21 protein-coding genes, 1 tRNA gene and 1 pseudogene are annotated in these 21,364 nt (G+C 41.5%); 12 read left to right on the top strand and 11 right to left on the bottom strand.

Annotated elements, in window-relative coordinates:
- Positions 1-231 precede the first annotated feature (231 nt).
- The 6 genes from QZ375_RS03970 (at position 232) to QZ375_RS03945 (ending at position 6,208) form a co-directional block, all read left to right on the top strand.
- Entirely contained in the window at positions 232-1,827 is a 1,596-nt protein-coding gene (locus tag QZ375_RS03970) for a penicillin-binding protein 2 (RefSeq protein ID WP_295215585.1), read from the top strand.
- Positions 1,828-1,972: 145 nt separating this feature from the next.
- A complete protein-coding gene (locus QZ375_RS03965) occupies positions 1,973-3,079 on the top strand; it encodes a GTP-binding protein (RefSeq protein WP_295215729.1) in 1,107 nt (368 codons plus the stop codon).
- An 11-nt stretch (positions 3,080-3,090) separates the two neighbouring features.
- Entirely contained in the window at positions 3,091-4,056 is a 966-nt protein-coding gene (locus QZ375_RS03960; protein ID WP_295215582.1) for a GTP-binding protein, read from the top strand.
- 282 nt (positions 4,057-4,338) lie between these two features.
- Positions 4,339-4,415 (top strand) — tRNA-Pro (locus QZ375_RS03955).
- Between the two features lie 605 nt (positions 4,416-5,020).
- On the top strand, positions 5,021-5,434 hold the full coding sequence (locus tag QZ375_RS03950; RefSeq protein ID WP_295215579.1) for a peptide deformylase: 414 nt from the start codon (positions 5,021-5,023) through the stop codon (positions 5,432-5,434).
- 324 nt (positions 5,435-5,758) lie between these two features.
- Complete coding sequence (locus QZ375_RS03945; protein ID WP_295215577.1) at positions 5,759-6,208, top strand: hypothetical protein; 450 nt, start codon at positions 5,759-5,761, stop codon at positions 6,206-6,208.
- A 143-nt stretch (positions 6,209-6,351) separates the two neighbouring features.
- Here the strand turns inward: QZ375_RS03945 and QZ375_RS03940 are convergent, their stop codons facing one another.
- The 11 genes from QZ375_RS03940 to QZ375_RS03890 all read right to left on the bottom strand — a co-directional run bounded on the left by QZ375_RS03940 (position 6,352) and on the right by QZ375_RS03890 (position 14,170).
- Complete coding sequence (locus QZ375_RS03940) at positions 6,352-7,494, bottom strand: site-specific integrase (RefSeq protein ID WP_295215574.1); 1,143 nt, start codon at positions 7,492-7,494, stop codon at positions 6,352-6,354.
- A gap of 283 nt (positions 7,495-7,777) precedes the next feature.
- On the bottom strand, positions 7,778-8,086 hold the full coding sequence (locus QZ375_RS03935) for a DUF960 family protein (protein ID WP_295215571.1): 309 nt from the start codon (positions 8,084-8,086) through the stop codon (positions 7,778-7,780).
- Between the two features lie 2 nt (positions 8,087-8,088).
- Positions 8,089-8,406: a hypothetical protein gene (locus QZ375_RS03930; RefSeq protein ID WP_295215568.1), complete on the bottom strand. Its 318-nt coding sequence runs from the start codon at positions 8,404-8,406 to the stop codon at positions 8,089-8,091.
- Positions 8,403-9,335 (bottom strand): class II glutamine amidotransferase, encoded by a 933-nt coding sequence (locus tag QZ375_RS03925; protein ID WP_295215565.1) that lies wholly within the window; start codon positions 9,333-9,335, stop codon positions 8,403-8,405. Before QZ375_RS03925 ends, QZ375_RS03930 begins: the two co-directional genes overlap by 4 nt.
- Position 9,336: 1 nt before the next feature.
- Positions 9,337-10,431, bottom strand: a complete 1,095-nt coding sequence (locus tag QZ375_RS03920) for an amidoligase family protein (protein WP_295215561.1) — start codon at positions 10,429-10,431, stop codon at positions 9,337-9,339.
- Positions 10,432-10,558: 127 nt separating this feature from the next.
- The gene (locus QZ375_RS03915) at positions 10,559-11,692 is read right to left on the bottom strand and encodes a hypothetical protein (RefSeq protein WP_295215559.1); all 1,134 of its coding nucleotides are present in this window, start codon (positions 11,690-11,692) and stop codon (positions 10,559-10,561) included.
- Positions 11,693-11,707: 15 nt separating this feature from the next.
- Positions 11,708-12,142 (bottom strand): hypothetical protein, encoded by a 435-nt coding sequence (locus tag QZ375_RS03910; RefSeq protein WP_295215557.1) that lies wholly within the window; start codon positions 12,140-12,142, stop codon positions 11,708-11,710.
- Positions 12,143-12,194: 52 nt separating this feature from the next.
- Positions 12,195-12,614 (bottom strand): hypothetical protein, encoded by a 420-nt coding sequence (locus QZ375_RS03905; protein WP_295215554.1) that lies wholly within the window; start codon positions 12,612-12,614, stop codon positions 12,195-12,197.
- Between the two features lie 3 nt (positions 12,615-12,617).
- A complete protein-coding gene (locus QZ375_RS03900; RefSeq protein ID WP_295215551.1) occupies positions 12,618-12,977 on the bottom strand; it encodes a hypothetical protein in 360 nt (119 codons plus the stop codon).
- Positions 12,978-12,994: 17 nt separating this feature from the next.
- Positions 12,995-13,954 carry an ATP-binding protein gene (locus QZ375_RS03895; RefSeq protein WP_295215549.1) on the bottom strand — a complete coding sequence of 320 codons (960 nt, stop codon included), beginning with the start codon at positions 13,952-13,954 and terminating at the stop codon, positions 12,995-12,997.
- Between the two features lie 12 nt (positions 13,955-13,966).
- A complete protein-coding gene (locus QZ375_RS03890) occupies positions 13,967-14,170 on the bottom strand; it encodes a hypothetical protein (RefSeq protein WP_295215545.1) in 204 nt (67 codons plus the stop codon).
- Positions 14,171-14,428: 258 nt separating this feature from the next.
- Between QZ375_RS03890 and QZ375_RS03885 the strand changes: the two genes are divergently transcribed.
- The 6 genes and pseudogenes from QZ375_RS03885 to QZ375_RS03860 form a co-directional block, all read left to right on the top strand.
- Positions 14,429-14,767 (top strand): helix-turn-helix transcriptional regulator, encoded by a 339-nt coding sequence (locus QZ375_RS03885; protein ID WP_295215541.1) that lies wholly within the window; start codon positions 14,429-14,431, stop codon positions 14,765-14,767.
- A gap of 581 nt (positions 14,768-15,348) precedes the next feature.
- Positions 15,349-16,104 (top strand): hypothetical protein, encoded by a 756-nt coding sequence (locus QZ375_RS03880; protein WP_295215539.1) that lies wholly within the window; start codon positions 15,349-15,351, stop codon positions 16,102-16,104.
- A 40-nt stretch (positions 16,105-16,144) separates the two neighbouring features.
- Positions 16,145-17,050, top strand: coding sequence for a hypothetical protein (locus QZ375_RS03875; protein ID WP_295215534.1), 906 nt, complete (start codon positions 16,145-16,147; stop codon positions 17,048-17,050).
- A 241-nt stretch (positions 17,051-17,291) separates the two neighbouring features.
- Positions 17,292-19,628: an EcoAI/FtnUII family type I restriction enzme subunit R gene (hsdR, locus tag QZ375_RS03870; protein ID WP_295215531.1), complete on the top strand. Its 2,337-nt coding sequence runs from the start codon at positions 17,292-17,294 to the stop codon at positions 19,626-19,628.
- 3 nt (positions 19,629-19,631) lie between these two features.
- Positions 19,632-21,119, top strand: a complete 1,488-nt coding sequence (locus tag QZ375_RS03865) for a class I SAM-dependent DNA methyltransferase (protein ID WP_295215528.1) — start codon at positions 19,632-19,634, stop codon at positions 21,117-21,119.
- Positions 21,116-21,364, top strand: a pseudogene (locus QZ375_RS03860) (restriction endonuclease subunit S); the annotation flags it as partial. The gene QZ375_RS03865 and the pseudogene QZ375_RS03860, both read left to right, overlap by 4 nt.

Below are 21,364 nucleotides of genomic sequence, written 5' to 3'. Positions count from 1 at the left end.
AGCGGGATGCATATTCCGGGAACCGGATGGAACAATACTTGGAAATGAGAAATTAGGAGTCAGGAGTCAGGTAATGAGGAATTAGGAGTTAGGAATGAGGAATGATGGTATCGCCTGCGGCGATGGATTTTAATTATGAATTTCTAATAATTTTGATCCGTGAGCGCAGCGAACACCGCCATTCCTCATTCCTAACTCCTCATTCCTAATTCAAATAACAGGAGGGTTGGTATGGAACGGTTACGGAAACGATTGGCATGGCTGCGGCTGATGATTGTGACGTTGTTTTGTACTGCGGCGGTCTATCTGGCGTGGCTGATGCAGAAGCCGGAGCTGGTGCAGACGGCGGCAGAGCAGGGTAGCTATACCTGCCTTGTCGGAACAGCGGAGGGTACGATATATGACCGGAATGGTACGCCTCTGGTCAATGCGAAAAATACCTGTACTGCTGTAGTAAATCCTACGCCGGAGGCAATTGCCGCACTGCTGCCCCATGTATTGGATCTGGATGCGTTTTATGCGCAGGTGGAAAAGGGAAAGCCTTTTGTGTGCACAGTGGATACTGCGAAAATTGACTGCGCAGATGTGACAGTGCTGGAGATTCCGGAGCGATACAGTGATCATCAGCTGGCACAGCATCTTGTTGGATATACATCCCAGGGCAGTGGCGTGACCGGGTTGGAATATGCCTATGACGATGTGCTGCGGAGTGTGGATTCCCAGTGGAGCGTGACCTTTTCCGTAGATGGTACAGGCGGCGTTCTTGCCGGGGAAAATAAGCAGGTACGCTATGGTGCTAATCCGGTGCAGGGTGTCATAACTACGCTGGATGCAGCCATACAGCGAATCTGTGAGACAGCCGGGCAATCTCTGGAAAAGGGCTGTATTGTGGTAATGGATGTGGAAAGCGGCGATGTGCTGGGACTGGCAAGTTTTCCGTCCTATTCCGTGGACAACCTGGAAGAAGCATTGGAGGATCCCGACAGCCCCATGATCAACCGGGCACTGTACGCCTATCCTGTAGGTTCGATTTTCAAGCTGGTGACGGCAGCGTGTGCCTATGACCAGGGCATTGCCGGAACGTTTTACTGGGACTGCACTGGTTCTATTTCCGTGGGGACGCAGCTGTTCCGCTGTCACGACCTGAATGGACACGGTGTTCAGGATATGGCACTTGCCATGCGCAATTCCTGTAATCCGTATTTCATTGCGCTCAGTCAGGAACTGGACGGCGTTGATCTGCTGGATACGGCAAAATCCCTTGGCTTCGGGGAAGAGACCGCACTGACAGCGGATATTGTGGCGTCCAGCGGTACACTGCCTACCTTGCAGCAGTTAGATCTGCCGGCGGAGCGTGCCAATTTTTGCTTCGGACAGGGTATTCTGACAGCAACACCATTGCAGATCACACGGATGACTTGTGCCATTGCAGGAGACGGTTCACTGCCCATGGTGCGTCTGGTGCGTGGTGTGACAGAAGATGGGAAAACAGTGCTCCGAGAGGAAAAAACAGTTCATGAGGAGGGCATTTCCCAGGAGACAGCCCGGTATCTGCGGTCACTGATGTGCTATGCGGCGGAGGACGAGGATTTTCAGGGAAAGCCCGGTAATGTGACTATGGGTGCGAAAACGTCCACTGCCCAGACCGGACGCTATGATGAAAAGGGCGAGGAATATTGCCATGGCTGGGTGACGGCGTTTTTTCCGGCGGAAGAACCACACTATGCAGTGACTGTGCTGGCAGAGGACGGGGGCTATGGCAATACGGCTGCAGCACCGGTGCTGCGGCAGATTGCCGGCGCAATTATAGAACTGGAGCGCAGGTAGAATACTCTTTTTGTTCATAAAAAATCCATCTAAATATCCTCAAAATTGCTTGCATGTCTGTGGAAAGCGTGTTATACTAAAGAGGATTGGCATGGAGTGGTTCCATCCCATGTCAGAAATTCTGAGAGAAAGAAGTGCAGACTGCATGACAAAAATTACAATATTTTCCGGCTTTTTGGGTGCCGGTAAAACCACATTGATCAAGAAGCTCATTGCAGAGGGCTATACCGGCGAAAAGCTGGTGCTCATTGAAAACGAGTTCGGTGAGATCGGCATTGACGGCGGTTTTTTGCAGGATGCCGGCGTGCAGATCACGGAGATGAATTCCGGCTGTATCTGCTGTAGTCTGGTGGGCGATTTTGGCAAGGCACTGCAGCAGGTGCTGGAACAGTATCACCCCGACCGGATCATCATTGAACCGTCCGGTGTGGGCAAGCTCAGCGATGTCATTCGTGCGGTGCAGAATATCCATGCTCACGATGTGGAGCTGGATGGCTTCACCACTGTTGTAGATGCCAAGAAGTGCAAAATGTACCAGAAGAATTTCGGCGAGTTCTTCAATAACCAGATCACCTATGCAAGCTGCCTGATCCTCAGCCATACCGCTGGTCTGGCACAGGAAAAGCTGGATGACTGCGTACGCCGTCTGCGTACCTGCAACGAAAAGGCACCTATCGTGACTACCGATTGGGATCAGCTCACCGGAAAGCAGCTGCTGGATGCCATGACCCAGAAGAATACACTGGATGACGAATTGCAGGCACTGCTGGCAGAAGCGGCAGAGCATGACCATCATCACCATCACGACCATGACCATGAACATCACCATGATCACGACGAATGCGGCTGCCACGATCATGAGCATGAGCACGAACATCATCATGACCACCACCATGAACATGAACACGGCGAGAACTGCACCTGCGGCTGTCACGATCACGACCATGACCACGAGCACCATCATCACCATGCAGACGATGTATTCACCAGCTGGGGCGTAGAGTCGGCACAGACCTATACCCAGGAGGAGATCACTGCGGCGCTGGAGGCACTCACCGATGCCGACACCTATGGCATGGTGCTGCGTGCCAAGGGTATCGTTCCGGCAAAGGACGGCAGCTGGATTCACTTTGACTATGTACCGGGGACACCGGATGTGCGTACAGGCTGTGCCGGTACAACAGGCCGTCTCTGCGTCATTGGCTCCGGTATCCGGGAAGATGCGCTGGCTGCGCTGTTCCATGCTGAGTAAGGAGGCACATTATGGCAGGAAGACAGCCCCAGGAGACAGATGTTCCAGTTTATCTGTTCACTGGATTTCTGGAAGCGGGAAAGACAAAGTTCATTCAGGAGACGCTGGAGGACAAGCGGTTCAATTCCGGAGAAAAGACCATGCTGCTCCTCTGTGAAGAGGGCGAAGAGGAATACGATATCTCTGCAATGCCCTGTCAGGAGGTATATATCCGTACTCTGGAAAAGCCGGAGGAACTGACAGCGGAGCATCTGTCTGCACTGCTGAAGGAATGCGGTGCGACTCGGGTAGTGCTGGAATATAACGGCATGTGGCAGCTGGGACAGTTGTTCCAGAATCTGCCTGAGGATTGGGCGGTATATCAGGAGATGTTTTTTGCCGATGCCACCACATTTTTACAGTACAACGCCAATATGCGCAGTCTGGTGTTGGACAAGCTGAACACCTGTGAACTGGTGGTATTCAACCGGTTCGACAAATCCATGGACAAGATGGAATTCCACAAGCTGGTGCGTGCCATCAGCCGTCGGACGGACATTGCCTATGAGTATGCCAATGGGCAGGTGGAATATGATGAGATCGAAGATCCGCTGCCTTTTGATGTGAATGCACCGGTGATCCGGCTAGCGGATACGGATTATGCCCTGTGGTATCGGGACATTATGGAGGATCCGAAGAAGTATGACGGCAAGGTGATCTCTTTCCGTGGGATCGTTGCCATGGATCTGAAATTTCCGCCGAAAACTTTTGCAGTGGGACGTCATGTCATGACGTGCTGTGTAGAGGATATCACATACAGCTGCGTCGTAGCTGAGTGGGAGAAGGCGGATATGCTCCAGACCAGGCAGTGGGTGCAGGTGACGGGTAAGATCTCTGTCCAGAAGCACAAGCTGTACCGTGGAAAAGGTCCTGTGCTACAGGTACAGGAGGTTGTTATGACCAGTGCACCGGAGCAGGAAGTGGCTACGTTTTATTGAGATGTTTTATGGGAAGGAATCTGCACTCTGTTTGGGGCAGGTTCCTTTTTTAGTGGTATTTGCCTGTTTTACAGCAGTTGTCAGTGTTTCAAGCTTATCTTTTGCTGTTGGTGCTGTTGGAAAGGACACAAAAGCAATAACTGAGTACATTCAGTGCCAGCTTGAAGAGTACAGAATGGCAGGGCAGCTCATATTGGACGATTCAATGATTTGTGTGGAAAATTGAAAAAATGCCTTGACAAAAGCAGGGAAGGTGTGGTATAATAATAAAGCTGTAGAAATCGAGGTGTAACTCAGTTTGGTAGAGTGCTTGCTTTGGGAGCAAGATGCCGCAGGTTCAAGTCCTGTCACCTCGACCAAACCAAAAGAACATTCACGCAAATGAAATAATCGGAGGTGCAACTTGATTATTTGTTTGCTTGAATGTTCTTTTTCATTATACTTGATTTTTTGAGGTCTGTCAAGGATTTTTGAGCCGGATTTTGTTCGGCTCTATTTTTTGTCCAATTTTGTCCAAATGGAAACCGCTAGATTGGTATTGGCTTTGATTCGTCGGCGAATCCGTCGGCGTGGGTGCTTTTTGCAGATTTCGTCGGCATGACGTCGGCAAGAAATGCCTGGAAATGTGCAGCGTTGTTCGTGGTGCCTGAAAATGTTGCTTTTTAAGGTGGGCAGCGGAAGAAATTTTTCATTTGAACGTAATGGCGTGATTTTTTCTGAAAAAGTAACGTAAGACACTGATCAACTGAAACTATCGTCGGCAGTGTCAATAATGACGTCATTTTTTATTATTGTAAGAGATTCATATAGGATTGTCCAATGAAAAAGAAATGCACAAACAATACCACTTATGCCATAATGGTATAGGTGGTATCATTTTGATAATTCTATCCGAAAAAACTCTGTTGTGTAATGGAAAAGAATCTGGTATAATGGAATCAGTAAAACAGCAAGGAGCAAGAATATGATCAGAGAGATTGTAACAGACCCTATTTTTCTCAGCCAGAAGTCGGAACCAGCAACAAAAAATGATCAGCAGACGATTCGTGATCTTTTGGATACGATACAAGTCAATGCAGATCGATGTGTTGGCATGGCGGCCAATATGATAGGTGTACGGAAAACTATTTTAGTAGCACAGATCGGCAAGGAATATCTGATCATGGTGAACCCAAAGATTGTGGACTATTCGAAGCAAAGTTATGATGTAGAGGAAGGATGCTTATCCTTATCTGGACAACGTCTGGCAAAGAGATATCGCATAATTGTTGTGGAATACCTTGATCGGAAATTCAAAAAGAAAAAGCGTACATTTAAGGACTTTGAAGCGCAGATCATTCAGCATGAGATAGACCATTTTGAGGGTATTTTAATCTGAATGAAAATGCCACTCATACCATTTGTCTAAACCACATATAACAAAAAACTGGGATTTTCAGAAATAGACCTAAATCCAAGCGTTTTTGCCTTTGTTTCGCAAGCATAGCTGTGGTATGAGTGGTATCAATTATCTATTTTATGCTGTTTTATACAAAGTAAAATGAGTCTATCACCTTTGTCACTACTGTAGTGATGAAAGTGATGGGCTTTTTTCAATACCAGCATTTGAAAGTCATTTTTACAAAAGCAAAAATTCCTATGGTAGAATATAACCGTAGCCAGAAAGGCTGCAATAAATAAATTCATAAAGGAGCAAATTATCATGAAAAACCAAACAAAGGCAAACGGCAATAATCTTATTGAGGCGGTAAATGACAGCTTTATTCATGCTTATCATACGATAACAGGAGAAGATACTGTTGGAACTCTCTACAGCAATGCACCCGAGGCAGAATCATTTGACGAATTTTTCTCAGGCTTGCTTACTGTTGAAGACGTAAGATATGATGATGGTATTCATTCAGTTTGTGGTTCTGAAACTGAGGATGAGTATTATCTCTTAACTGATGTTGTTGGAAGAAGTAAGGAAGGGAAGGCGTTTATCGTTCCTGTTCCAATAGCTACTCTTAGAATTATGTTAAACGAAAAAGGCATGGACTTTGATGATTTAGTCGGTAAGGATGTTTTGTTACTGTATATCTATACTGAGTGGCGTGATGAGAAATCCATCTATCAGAGTGATTATTCACTCAAGCAGTTCTATATCCTCTAAAAATTGAAGTAATATAGCATGATGGATGATTTTTGAATAATTATTGAAAAACATACCACTCATGCCATTTATCCAACCCATATGTAGCAAAAAAATACCCGGAACCTCCAAAACAAACGGAGATTCCGGGATTTTTTGTTCCCTTAAGACCCAGTTTTCTCAAACAACGCAGCATCAATTCGATCCGCTGCTTCCTTCTCCACCTTTTGCAACACATGGCTATAAATGTCCATCGTGATCTGATAGTTTGCATGTCCCAACCGTTCCTGTGCAACTTTAGGTGAAACACCAGAAGTAAGCATAATCGTAGCGTTGATATGCCGCAGATCATGGAATCGGATATGTTTCAAGTTGTTGCTCTTCAAAAACCGGCGGAATTTCAAAGAAAAGGAGTCACTTTTGTAGGGTGAGCCATCTTTCTGGCAGATAATGTAATCATTGGGCTGTGCATGACGCTCTTCCAGTGTAGCTTTCAACAATGCAAGCAAAGTCTGTGGAATCCGAATGCATCTGCGGCCGCTTTTTGTCTTTGGCGTTTTTGTGATCTGTTCGTTGACCACAGTTACCAGATTTTCCTCAATGGAAAGAATCCCATGTTCCAGATCTGCATGATGCCACTTTAATGCCAGAAGTTCTCCTCTGCGAAGTCCCAGACAGATCTCAATCATCAGTGGTAGATACATGTCTGTATCTTTCGCACAATCCAGCATCTGTGCCACCTCTTCCATACTGTATACCTCCGGTTGATAACGCTGTAATTTGGGCAGCGTCAGATTTTCGCAAGGGTTCTTTGGAATCAGCTCCAGCATAGCGGCTTTCTTCATGGCAGCAGACAGATTCAACACGATATTTTTAATAGTCTTTGGCGAAAGCGGCTTTCCAGTCAAGGGCGATTTCTGCTGTAATTTGAAAATCCACTTCTGAATATCAATATTCCGCAGCTGATCCAGATAATAGTTCCCGAACTGTGGAATGATATATTTCTCTGTCTGGTCAATGTAATGCTGAACGGTAGTAGGCGATAACTGGTTCTTCACATACAACTCCAGCCATTCATGCAGGAAATCGGCAACCCGCATCTTACTGCCTTTGACAAAGCTATGATTTTCCAGTTCGGTGATAAATTCCCGCATGGCTTTTTCCGCCTGTTTTTTGCTGCCCTGAATAGTTTTGTAATGCCGTTTGCGCTTGCCGGTAGTGGGATTGGATTCCTCCTCCACAATGATCTGATATGTGGTAATGCCGGATTTTGTTTCCCGCTTCCGGACATGCCCTGTGTAGTTCATAGATACACTTCCTTTCTGAGAGATAACAATATGTTCGCCGTGCTATTTGAAAAAAAGAGGGAACAGCATGGTGCATCATGCAATCCCCCCTCATCGGTCATTTGTCAGCCCTGCGCAGCAAATCCAATAGCTCCATGCCAGCTGCTACGCCAGCCAGAAATAATTCAATCCCCAGAGGCAATGTACTTCACCTCCCTGTTTCTGGTTTCCAGGGCAATGCCAATTCCACCGACTATCAGCGTCAGAACCAGTCCTGCAAAAAACTCTTTCATTATGTGCCTCATCAGTATTCTTCTGCCAGCAGCATTGTGGCAACGTGCTTGTTTTCGTCTGCATAGTAATCGTCAATGACATAGATTTTCGCATCTATCGCCGGAAATGGAACGGCAAGCGAATAGGTTTTCTGATATTCCGGTTTCTCCTGTTCGTGGCAAATCACTTGATTTCCATTTTCAGCAACGGACAGCTGGAAGATTTGCAGGTAGTCCTTTTCCACATCCATGTGGTCAATGCACTCCCAGAGCAGCATTTGCAGTGACATGGGAATGGTCTGATTGACACCCTGCGTCAAATAACGTTCTCCCTGAAACATGACTAACACCTCCTTTCGATGGCTTCCATAGCCTGAGCAGAGTAGGGGAGATAGATATCCTCACTGTAACCGTCAGACGGTGCCCAGACAGTGTGAATCCATTTTTGATTGCCAATTTGCAGGATTTCTGCAAATTCCAGCAGCTTGTCTGAAATGTAATCCAGTTCATTCTGCCGAAGCAAAATGATGGAAAATATGTCGCCAAAATCATTGCAAGTGTATTCTTCCAGAAATCCCTGGACTTTGTTCTGCAAATATTGTTTCAGGGATTCCGGAATGTTGGAATGATTCAGGTTATTCAATGTGTCGATCTTTTTCATTTTTCTGATACACTCTTCATTTCATGTAGTAACTCCTGCAAATATTCTGTATCCAGGAGCAGTTCTTCAATTTCATCCGATGCGAAGCCACAGGAACGCAGAAAGTGCACATCTTCTCTGGAAACACCAAAGCAAGTACAGATATCCAGCAGGTCATCATCTTCACATAACCAGTCGAGATAATCATAGTGATACTGCCAGTCAATGCGTGTGAGAATTTTAAAAGAATTCTTTTTCATTGTGCCATCGGGATTGATCTGAATCATATCTCCATCATTTATGGGGATGAGTTGGTATGCTGGGTTAAACCCTGATTTCTGCAATGCAGTCTGCAAAATTTTATCTGTAGATGCATACAGATACAAACCAAATTCCGGGTAATGATAAATTGCCAATGGATTAGTCCCTTTCACCAGAAACAGCGTGTTATCATCTCGCAGTATGGTAAATGTGAAGGAGCCTTCTACTGCTTCCGCCATAGCTTTGACAGAAGCCAGATCGACAGTTTGACCTTGTTCCAGAAGCTGCACTGCAATGTAGGAGTCCGTTTCGATTTTTGTTTGCGGCAACTGCTTTTCATGTCGAATCTCCTTTTCATTGTATAGGACACCATTGTGTGCAAGGGAAAAACGATGTCTGCTTGAACTTCCTTCAAACGGATGATTGTTGTAGTTTTTCTTCTCACTGCCCTGTGTGGTCATGCGGGTATGTCCGATTACAGCGGTGGTTCCCATGGGGAAGAATAACCTGACCTTGTGGGCAGGGGATGCCTTTTTGAAAGTCACCATTTCGTTGTTTCTGACATAGGAAATCCCCGTTGCATCGGTTCCTCTGACTTCAGCTGCAACAGATAACTCACGCAGAATCTTTGTCAGCATCTTATGATTGATTTTCTTGCCGTAGTCCAGAAAGCCATAGACGGCACACATGTCACATCTCCTCCTCTCCAAAAACCTGTTCATTGATATACAGCTGATGTTCTTTCAGATACTGAATCAATTCCGGCTCTTTGATTCTGCGGACAAATTCGCTCCATGAGAGCTTCTCCAATTTATCCTCAGAACTGAAAAGAGCCGTATTGCAAATCTCATTTACGAGCTGCAATGCGGCTATGAATGTGTTGTATTTCAGTGTGCCACGGAAAATCCGGAATTCAATGGTGTGGTAGTTGCGCAGGTTAACAGCAGTATACCTGCCGCAGCTGAAATCCTTTGCTTTATCCAGAATTTCCTTTCCGGTTTTCTCAAATCCATATCTTGCAGACCAGCGGTTGATGCTGCTTTCTTTTCGTCTGCTGAACCGGAACAGTTCATTCCAGTGTGATTCTACAAAGTACAGAATTTTCGCAATGACCTCTTCCTGCTCTGCCTGATTTTCACCGAAGGCATCCCGGTTCACATGAATATGCAGTCCGCAGGTACTGGTCTGATGGGAGCGATAGCCAAGTTCCACTGCCTTTTCCAGAACAGTTTCCCAGTCCATTTCGTTTATATGGTAATCCAGGGTCATGGGGTGGGAGACGATTTCAAATCCATCATTCAGGCTGCCATCGGCTTTGATGTAGATATGCGCATGATTTGCATTTGCAAGCTCTTTCAGCTGCCTTACATTGCAGTCATATTTGCCGCCGTCATCGACTTCCAACTCTACGCCGAAAAATCGTTCTCCCTTGCCGAAAAAGATGGGAGCCGGTTTGTAACTGTAGTCCTCGATTTCGTTGTCTGATTCCATCTCGTCATAGCAGTCATCACAATAGGGCATGTCACAGTGCCAATTGACGCAGTCTTCATGGATGATTCTATCGCAGTTTTGACAGCGATGATAGTGGCTTTCATAGCAGTCCGGGCAGAGATAGAGGTGGTCATCGGTGATGCAGTCTTCTGTCCACATAGTTTCTTCGCAGTGGTCACAGGTGACGCAATAATCGGCAACGCATTCATCGCAAAGTATGTCATCTCCAACGATTGTGCCTTCCTGTTCTGCAAGGATATTGCCGCAGTGGGTGCAGGTTCTGGTTTCTTCCATTTTCAAGTTCCTCCGTATATATATAAAAATTCCGATAAGGCTGGAATATACCTTATCGGAATTATAATATATATTTAGAATTAAAGTTTGCTACGATTTCGCAAAATATTGGCACATATTATGACATTTATTTAGGGCATCCTTCTAAATCATCAAGTTTATCTTCCTCGTCCTTTATATCATTATCCATTGGTAAACCATTATGGATTTCCTCTTGTTGTGTGTCTCCAGGCTGACCGTTTGAATTTATTTTTATATATACTCCTGAAAACTCTTTGCTTACTTTTCCACTTTCAGTTAAAGTTTTAACTGCATTTTCTGCCAGAGCATTTCTGACTTCATCAGCTTTTACATATGTTGGAACGTACTGAACTAAAAGTGGATTTAATGCAAACTTGAATTGTTCAATTCTATGCGGATCTATATTCTGATCCAAATAAGCATCCAATGAAGCACACAGGTTATCATTCATTTGTGATAATGCTTCTTTGGTGCAAAAAGCATCCTGGCTTTTAGAACTTATATTACGAATAAAATTTCCATCGCAATATGATATTGATTCTTTTGGTAAGTAACGTTGAAGTGTTTTTTTGGTACTTTTTAAATAATTGTCAAATCGACTGAATTCACTGAAGAGTATTACTCGTGGATTTTCAACGGCAAATTGATTAACAGTATCTTGAATAACATGGTCTGCAAGGTCGCAATATAATTGTTCTGCATATTCGTTTGCTGGCTTTTTATCAATTTTTGTTCGCCAGTTACCAGATTTTCCTTTTGCAAACTCAGTGTTGAAATTATCAACAGAAGTCACACCATTTTTTGAAATGTATTTTTTTATGTATTTATTGACTTTCTTTCTGCTTGCCACAATTTTATACACGATAAATAAAATAATAGTAAGCGGTGGAAAGATTCCAAGTTCGAAGTAAACGGATACAAAAGTAATTCCAACAAGAATAATTTCAGAGAAAAGAAGTTTTCCAGAAGCAACATATAATTTTTTTACAGCAATAATGTGCAAAATAATTAAGACAACTAATCCAAGCAATGTGAATCCAATCAACGGAAGAGAATCGTAGTCCCATACGTATTCAATATAGCCATGTAAAGTAGGTAAAATAGCAGCTAACAAAATAATTACCCCTGTAGAAACCAATATACAGAGGATAATCTTAATTATCCTTCCAATTATACCTCTTTTTCGGAATACTTTAACAAGAAAAAATATTAAGATAGCTGCAAGAATAAGATAAATCATAGATGAGCCACCCCGTTACGCAAGAAGCGCAGTTCGGTTTTGTTCCACTCTGTTACTTGTCTGATCCGAGATGTTTATATATTCATCGTTCTTCATATTAATTGCACTTTCAAGAATATCATCTGGAATCTCATCTTCAGACACAATCTCGTCTTTGATGACAGTATCTCTTCGCCATTCGCCATTTTGTTCCGAATAGTTATATGCAATTTCTTCAAAGCCTTCATTTGTTTTATGAAGGTATGTAGAAGTACCTACAACTTTTGGTGTTAAACCGAGTTTATCCAAATGCCTTTCAACATATTCAAGGCATCTTTTGAGCCAGTGAACCAATTTTGCAAAGAACTTTCCAATGATCATTGCAATATCTCTAAGAGCTTTAGTAATAGATCTAATAATGTTAAGAATAAACTCCTTAATCACTTTTCCAATGCTTTTAATGAATCCCATTTTTATCTTCCTTTCATTTACATAAATTGTCTTAAGTTATATAGAGAGTAAATCATTCCGGTTTTGCAATTTTTACTTCTAACGGCTGAATTAGCAGCGCTTTTAAGGTTGTCAAAGTTGACTCGTCTTTTAGATTGAAATCGCTAAAATTCCTCTCAGTATGAAGTGGATAGCGTTCTATATTTTTCTCATCATCATTTGGTAATTGAAAATATAATTCTGCATCTACATTCAGCGTTGTTGTTTTAGTAAAGTCATCTTGCTCAATTGTGGGGGTAAATCGACATTTTCCTCCAATATATGCAAGCTGTTTCTCAGCTGTGTGACTGATTATCCTTTTATCTATTTCATTGCTCATGTACTTAAAAAAAGATTCCCAAGTATATGGTTTTTCTGGTTCATCGGGATTGACAGATTTGCTGTTGCGCAATGATGAAAAAATACCATATTTTTTTGAATTTTCTCCGGCCATGACTTATCCCTCCAGATACATCTCAAGTTCATCGGTGACGTCTGCTAAATAATTTGTACTATTATCAGTCATTTCGATTATTTCATCAGGCACTTCGTTTCTTCTCACAACAGTTTCAGCAGAAACTACATGCCACTGTTCACCGACTTTAGAATAGTTTCTTGAAATCTGTTTTACGCTTCCATCAATAAAGCGTTTTGCTCCATCGACAAATGTCTTGCATCCAACTAGAATACCAGGTGTTGCTGCTTTTAGCCTTTCCGGAAGCGACTGAAGCCAGCGTGCAAACGCATAGTAAAATTTATCAAGCAGTGAGACAACTGCAAGACCTCCAAGTGTTACAAGCGCAGCGAATAAAATCATAATAAACATCCTTTCTTTTATTTGTTCTGTTCTGCCTGTTTTTTTACTTCAGGGGGAACTTCTGATTCAGGTACAATTTCAGATTTTGTAATTTTAACATTTGAATCTCCTGAATTCGAATTTGCTTTTTTACTTTCCACGATTCTTTCTATTGCCTCTTCAAAGTAGTTTTGAGGAATAATAGTATTATTTTGCTTGGCAGCTTTTAAAGCAGCTTTTAAAACAGCATTTGAAATATCACTTCCACTGATCCCATCGTACTTTTTTGAAATATCATCTATATCAAGTTGAGCAGGCATTTCTTTTGGAATGTATAACTTCCATAGTTTGCATCGTAATTCTGCATTTGGAAGTTCAAATTTAACATGATACTGAATTCTTCTCATAAAAGCAGAATCATAATTACTAATGAAATTTGTTGCAAAGATCACCATTCCATCATAATCATTCAGAAGCGTGAGCAATACGGAGCGTGTCTGGTTTACGCTTACATCAGTAGAACTGCTCATATTGGTAACCCTTTTGCTAAGAAGTGCATCTGCTTCATCAAAGAAAATAATTGCCTTGCTTTCGTCTGCAAAATGGAACAATGAAGTAAGATTTTTACTTGTTTCTCCTACATATTTTGACTCAATATCGGAATAGTTCACACAAATCATTTTTTTGTGAAGTGATTCTGCAATTGCATGGGCTGCCATTGTTTTTCCTGTTCCGGGAGCACCGTATAGGTTGATAAATAGATTTTTTCGCTGTTTTAAAACAGAACCAAGATTCCATTCTTCGAATACTTTTCTCCAACATTCTTGTGCCTTAATAATAGTTTGAAGTTCATCATTTAGGCTATCTGATATAATAAGGTCAGAAAGTTTATATTTTGGATCAGTAAACGAAAATTGTGTTGTTCGGTCTTCTTTTTTTATCGAAGATGGTAATGGGGTAGAGTTAACCTTGGGAGGATTATTGGGTATAAATGGCATGTGTTTCTCTCCTCACTGATACCTTGCTTCAAAATCACCACATGTTCCCCACGCAGGCATGGGAACACACTTTTTGAAGCAGGATTGCTTTTCCTCGTGTTCGTAAGTAAACTGACCGCCCATTTTCGGTTGAATGGTAGTACTTCCTACAGAACCGTTCCAGTATTTGCAGAGTACGCACTTGCGATCGGTTTTCCGAATGATGCTTTTGCTCATGACTTTTCCCTCACTTTCTAAACTCCTATAGATTTGAAACGATTGATTTCTGGCATTTTTCAATTTGTAAATGCTGTTTTGGCTCATATGAGATACAGAATCATCTTGCCTTTTTTCTGTATATAAACTGATTTTTCTGCCAAAATCCATCTGCATTCTTATTATACGCTATATTTATTCTGTTGTCAAGTCGTCTTTCTACTTTAGTACTGTTTACTTTTTAAAAAAACTCTTATACTCTTACATAGAGGTGATGCTATGATACTGGACTACAAACAAATTGGCCGTAATCTTGCAAGACGTCGAAAGGAACTGAAACTGAAACAAGCTGAGGTCTGTGAGCGTGCAGAAATCAATGATAAATACCTGTCCTGTATTGAAACTGCCCGTTCTATTCCCAGTCTGGAAGTTTTTCTGAAACTATGTACTGCCCTGGGAACGACCCCTGACCACATTCTTCTTGGCTCTGTCCGCCAAACAGAATATGCCAAAGATGATGCGGCTATGTTGGAAAAGTTCCAGTCCCTTTCTCCAAACAACAAACGCCTTTGTCTTGCATTTATGGATCTGCTTTCTGATGAGTTTCAGAACTCGTGATCCATATTTCTATTATACTCATGGCGGCGGACATACGGCTGCCCGTTCATGAATAATTTACAACTAAATTTGCAAAAATCAGGCAAAGTACACTCTGAAATGTACTTTGCCTTTGATTTTTGTATGGTGTTCTGGACGTTGATAAAGCAGATACAGTTTCAAAAAATGATACCACTCATTCCACCTTAGTCAAAGTGGCGTGAGTGGTATGTTTTTTTAATTTTGTTTTCCGAAAAAATACTGCTAAATAATTGGCTCTTTTCAACTACTTTTCAAGCATCTTCAGCCAGTGGTATGAGTGGCATTAAAACCAAAAGTCATTTTTACAAAACAGTATGCAGGTATGATACAATAAAAATACAGCCAAGAGCTGTAAAAAATCTGAAAGGAGCTGCTTTGTAATGAATGGAAATCGACTGAGTACAGATGAGGTGTTCCGCGATTATCAAGTTGGTGAAACACAGATGGAGGAGGTATGGGATGTTGGAATTATTACAAACGTAGAAATATCTGAAATGGAGCACAAATCAAATGGTATTGTCATTCCTGATTTTGCCGTGGTATTGACTGTGGTTGTTGCTGTGGAAGATGATGCAGTTACATGTCGGAAAAGATTCCGGAATATCATGATTGGAGGCAGAGCAGATTTTCAAAAGTTTGTGGAGGAATTTTCTCTGCTGAACCAAGATGAGAAAGGCATTTCGGAATTGCATCTGGAAAATCTGTTTGGTCAAATGTGTGCAGTGATGATTGGAAGAAGAAATGAAATAAAAAAAGTAACTACTGCTGAGTTTGAGCATGCAGAAACAGAAGAAGAATATCGTTCTTTTTTTGCAGATCACGCTGTTGTCAATGAGCCTTTTAACTGGACAAAATTATATGACATGGTACGGTTCTATACAATGATTCCTGCAATTATGCCAGATGATGAATTTTTACCCCGCCAGTGCTATCATGCATATTTGGAACAGTTGGAGTGTTTCCAATCGCGTTATGATTCGAATGATGTTACGGTGAGAGTGACAGTATGTTTATTCAATGGAGGAAAGGCGAAAAAGTTCCGCAAATTTTTTAACGGCATCAATCTGCAAGAAAAAAATTTGTTTGATACCTTTTGTAGGGCATTTGATCTTGTTGATGCAAATGGTCATGTTGATGAGAAAAGAGTGAGAGGGAAGCTTTGTCAAGCGAATCTGTACCTGTCAAAAGGACGTCATTTATATGTAGACAAGTTACAGCCAATGACAGTACCAGGAGAAAATGCCAAGAGACAATATCGTGTATTGGTGCAGATGATGCACATGCGTGAGATAAATGGAGAGGATGACTTCATCTGATCGTGCTGGAAAAAATCGAAAATAAAAGAAAGGAGTTCTTATGGAAAAGAATCAACTGAATGCAACAGAGGTATTCAAAAACTACGTTGTTGGTGACACACCAGAGAACTGGATAAATTATATAGGTGTAATCACAGATGTGAGAATTTATCCTTCCAAGAAAAAGAAAGGGGATTATTCCTGCAAACTGACACTTGCTGTTAAAGTGAAAAAGGAACTTGTGAAATGCAGTAAGATCTACAAGAACATTCTGACAGAAAGCAGATGTGCATTTCAGGAGTTGATTAAAGAATTTGAAATACTGGAAAAGGATGCTGATGGAAATTCGCTTTTGAATTTTCTGGAACTGCAGGAGAGATCTTGTATTGTAACTGTAAATGCACTCGGAAATGTGAAGGAAGTTTCTTACGCATATTTAGGTGAAGATAATGAAAAGGAAAAGCAAATTATTGATTTTCTGGAGTCACATGTGGAGATAACGAACAAACTGGATTGCAGCAATATTCCGTCAGAGGTACTGCATTACTGTGTGATTCCCATGTCTTTCTCCAATGATGAATGGGACCCGAATTTTATTTATCATGCTTGCATCAGAAGTCTTAACTGTCACATTTCAGATGACGGAAAAGATGTGGATGTCAAGGTATCTGCATATGTGTTCAATGGTGGAAATGTCAGAGTTATGGCGAAATTTTTCAATCGAATTCGTTCTGGCGGCAAAGCAGATTTTGATGATTTTTGTTATGCCTTTGATCTGGTCAATGAAGATGGAACAGTAGATCCGGAAAGTGCATTAGGCCAACTTTGTTCTGTTAGTTTATATCAGAATAGCAAGGGAAATTTCTATATTGAAGCATTGGAGCCATTGGAAATGATGTCGGATTACGATTTGCCGCATTATGAGAGATTGATTCAGGAAGCAGAAAGTCGTTCGTATAGAAGATAATTGAAATAGGGAGTGCCGGTACACTGCGATTGTGGCGTATCGGCATTTTGTTTTGAGAAATGAAATCCAAAAAACATACCACTCATGCCACCTGTGTTGTAATGGCATTAGTGGTATGAAAATGAAAAATTAGTGGTATGAAAATGAAAAATGAAAGATTGACTTGTTGGGCAATTCATGATATAATAAACTATGTATAACTTCTCATAAGAAATAATTATCAGAAGTGGAGGTGCGAACTATGACCATACTCACCAAAAAGGATATGTCTGAGGAAGATATAAAACTACAGTTCATTACTCCTGCCATCCTTTCAAAATGGGACAAGAGCAGAATCACAATGGAAACAAAAATAACGGACGGAAAAATTTGTTTGAATGGCAACTTTGTGCACAGAGATAAGAAAAGTGCGAAATATGCTGATTATGTTCTTTATTGGAGCAGCAGTTTTCCCATCGCTATTGTTGAGGCAAAAGATAATAATCATAGTGTGTCTTATGGATTGCAGCAGGCTATTGTTTATGCGAAGATGATGGACGTTCCGTTTGTTTACAGTTCCAATGGCGACGCTTTTTATGAGCATGATATGCTTACAGGTACAGAGAGGGAAATACCACTTGATGATTTTCCAACACCTGATGAACTGATAGAACGTTATAAAACATCTGCAAATGAAGGTGCAGGATTATCGGCTGACGAAATATCTGTAATAAAACAGCCTTATTATTCAAGTCAAAATACATATGAACCACGATATTATCAACGTGTGGCAATAAATAGAACAGTAGATGCTGTCGCTCGTGGTGATAACAGACTTCTCCTTGTTATGGCAACAGGTACAGGCAAGACATATACTGCATTCCAGATTGTCTACCGCTTGCTGAAAAGTGGGATGAAACGAAAAATACTTTATCTTGCTGACAGGAATATTCTTGTAGATCAATCCATTCAGCAAGATTTTTCTCCTCTCGAAAAGGTTATTCACAAAATTAATGTTTCAAAAGACGACAGAACAACAATATCTTCACATCAGGTATATTTTTCTTTGTATCAACAGCTTGTAGGTGATGATGATAAAGAACATTTTTCTGAACTCTTTGACAAAGATTTCTTTGATTTAATTATCGTAGATGAATGCCATCGTGGAAGCGCCAAAGAGGACAGCAAATGGAGGAGAATACTGGAATATTTCTCATCTGCCACTCAGATTGGCATGACTGCTACGCCAAAGGAAACCACATACACTTCAAATATTACATACTTCGGTGAACCTGTATATACTTACTCACTGAAAAACGGTATTGAGGACGGATTTCTTGCTCCGTTTAAGGTTATCAGCGTCACAACAGATATAAGTGACGGATGGAGGCCTCTAAAAGGTCAGAGGGATTACTACGGCAATGAGATTGAGGACAGAATTTATAATAATACTGACTATGACTATAACATCATAATCGCCGACAGAATAAATCAGGTGGCTCGTGAAATAACCAACTATCTTATCAGTACCGACAGAATGCAGAAAACTATTGTATTCTGTGCCACAGAGGACGCTGCAGAGCGAATGAGAATTGCTCTTACAAATCTTAATACAGATATTTGTGCGAAAAATCCTGATTATGTTGTGCGTATAACAGGTTCAGACGAATATGGAAAAAGCAAGCTTGATTACTTTATTTCTGTGTCCTCTCCATATCCTGTTATTGCAACCACCTCCAAACTCCTGTCTACCGGCGCAGACTGCAAAATGACAAAATTGATTGTCCTTGATGAAAACATCGGTTCTATGACCGAATTCAAGCAGATTATTGGTAGAGGAACACGACTGCGTGAAAAAGAAGGCAAGACACATTTTGTAGTTATGGATTTCAGGGGCGTTTCAAGATTATTCTATGATCCTGACTGGGATGGACCGATTGAAGTTGCTCCGAATTATCATGCTCCTAAACCGAAAGAGGGACCAGATATTTTTGTTGATCCACCTGAACCGCCGTTAACACCGCAAGAAAAGCCATATGTAGATGTGAATGGTTGTACAGTGCACGTCATCAACAAAGTTGTATCCGTTTATGATGCTGACGGTAAACTGCTCCGTCATGAGAACATCATTGATTATACAAGAACCAATATTCTCGGAGAATATGCTGATTTAGAACATTTTATCAGAAGTTGGAACAGCGAAAAAAAGAAAAAGACTATATCTGAACTTTTTAAAGAACACGGCATAGATATACAGGCTTTGAAAGAGTCTCAGGGTATGGGTGATGTAGATGATTTTGATTTTATCATTCATGTCGCTTTCGATAAAAAACCACTGACAAGAAAAGAACGTGCCAACGATGTAAAGAAACGAGATTTTATTAGTAAGTACAACGGCATGGCAAGGGATGTCCTTGAAGCGTTGCTTGATATGTATTCTAATGAGGGTATCTATCAGATTGAAGATACTCAGGTATTGAAACTTGATCCATTTATTAAAATGGGAAAACCATCTGCAATAGTCAAGCTGTTCGGTGGAAAAGAAGGATACATAAAAGCTGTTAGGGCACTTGAAGAAGAAATATATAGGGTGGTTTAAGATATGAGTAGTTTGAGCAACTTTGTAAAAAAATTACGAGATATTATGAGAAATGATGCCGGTATTAACGGTGATGCACAGCGTATTGAACAGATCGCATGGCTGCTGTTCCTCAAAGTTTATGATACAAAGGAGGATGACTGGGAATTTGATGATGAAAATTATGAATCCATTATTCCGGAAGAATGCCGTTGGCGCAACTGGGCAGTAGATGATGGAAAAGGTACAGCAATAACGGGTGATGATCTTCTTGATTTCATCAATAACAAGCTGTTTCCTACACTCAAAGCAATTGAAGTTTCAAAAACTACACCAATCAATAAGGCAATCGTAAAAACAACATTTGAGGATACAAATAACTACATGAAGGACGGTGTCTTACTTCGTCAGGTAGTAAATATTATTGATAACATTGATTTTGGAAATTACGAAGAAAGTCATGCTTTTGGTGAAATTTATGAATCTATCCTGAAAGAATTACAGAGTGCCGGCTCAGCAGGTGAATTTTATACACCAAGAGCTGTTACAGACTTTATGGCTCAGATGATAAAACCGAAAATCAGCGAGAAAATGGCGGATTTTGCCTGTGGCACAGGCGGATTTATTATTAGCTGGCTGAAGGCACTTGAGCCACAAATGAAAACCATTGAGGATAGAGAAGCTTTTGATACTTCTGTTTACGGTATTGAGAAAAAGCAGTTCCCGTATATGTTGTGTGTAACAAACTTGCTTCTGCACAACATTGATACGCCGAGGATCTATCACGACAACTCTCTTCTGAAAGATGTTCTCGACTATACAGAAGAAGACCAGTTTGATGTTGTTCTGATGAATCCACCATATGGAGGAAGCGAGAAGAATGAGGTTAAGAATCATTTCCCGGCTGACCTTGCAAGCAGTGAAACAGCAGATCTTTTTATGTCTGTCATTATGTATCGTTTGAAGCAGAACGGCAGAGCTGCAGTAATTCTGCCTGACGGTTTCTTATTCGGCACAGATAATGCAAAAGTAGCTATTAAGAAAAAACTGATGAGCGAATTTAATCTCCATACAATTATTCGTATGCCACACAGTGTTTTTGCTCCGTATACGTCCATTACGACGAATATTCTTTTCTTTGACAGAACCACGCCTACTAAAGAAACATGGTTCTATCGTTTGGATATGCCTGATGGTTACAAGAATTTCTCCAAAACGAAACCAATGAAGTTGGATCATTTTGCACCTGTAATAGAATGGTGGGACAATCGTGAGGAGATCACCGTTGATGGGTTTGATAAAGCAAAGAAATACACAGTAACGGAAATTGAGGATAGGAACTATAACATTGACCTTTGTGGATTCCCGCATGAGGAGGAAGAAATACTCCCTCCGAAAGAACTGATTCAGCAGTATCAGGAGAAAAGAGCAAGTTTGAATGCTGATATTGACCGTATTCTGGCACAAATCACCGATATACTCGGTATCAGTGATATGGAGGATTTGAAATGACTGCACAACAGCTAAAAAATTCAATACTCCAAATGGCAGTACAAGGCAAGCTTGTTCCGCAGGACCCAAATGATGAGCCTGCAAGTGTGCTTTTAGAGCGTATCAAAGCAGAAAAACAGGAACTCATCAAAGCCGGTAAAATCAAAAAAAGCAAAAAAGAGTCTGAAATTTTCCGTGGGGCTTCTCGAAATATCCCTTATACCTTCTGCGAACAAATCGGCAAGGAAATTAGGGATATTTCGGAT

This window comes from Ruminococcus sp., from assembly GCF_019417665.1.
Taxonomy (GTDB): domain Bacteria; phylum Bacillota; class Clostridia; order Oscillospirales; family Ruminococcaceae; genus Ruminococcus_C.
Note: the sequence above shows the minus strand (reverse complement) of the source record. Positions and strands in the feature narration are given on the sequence as shown.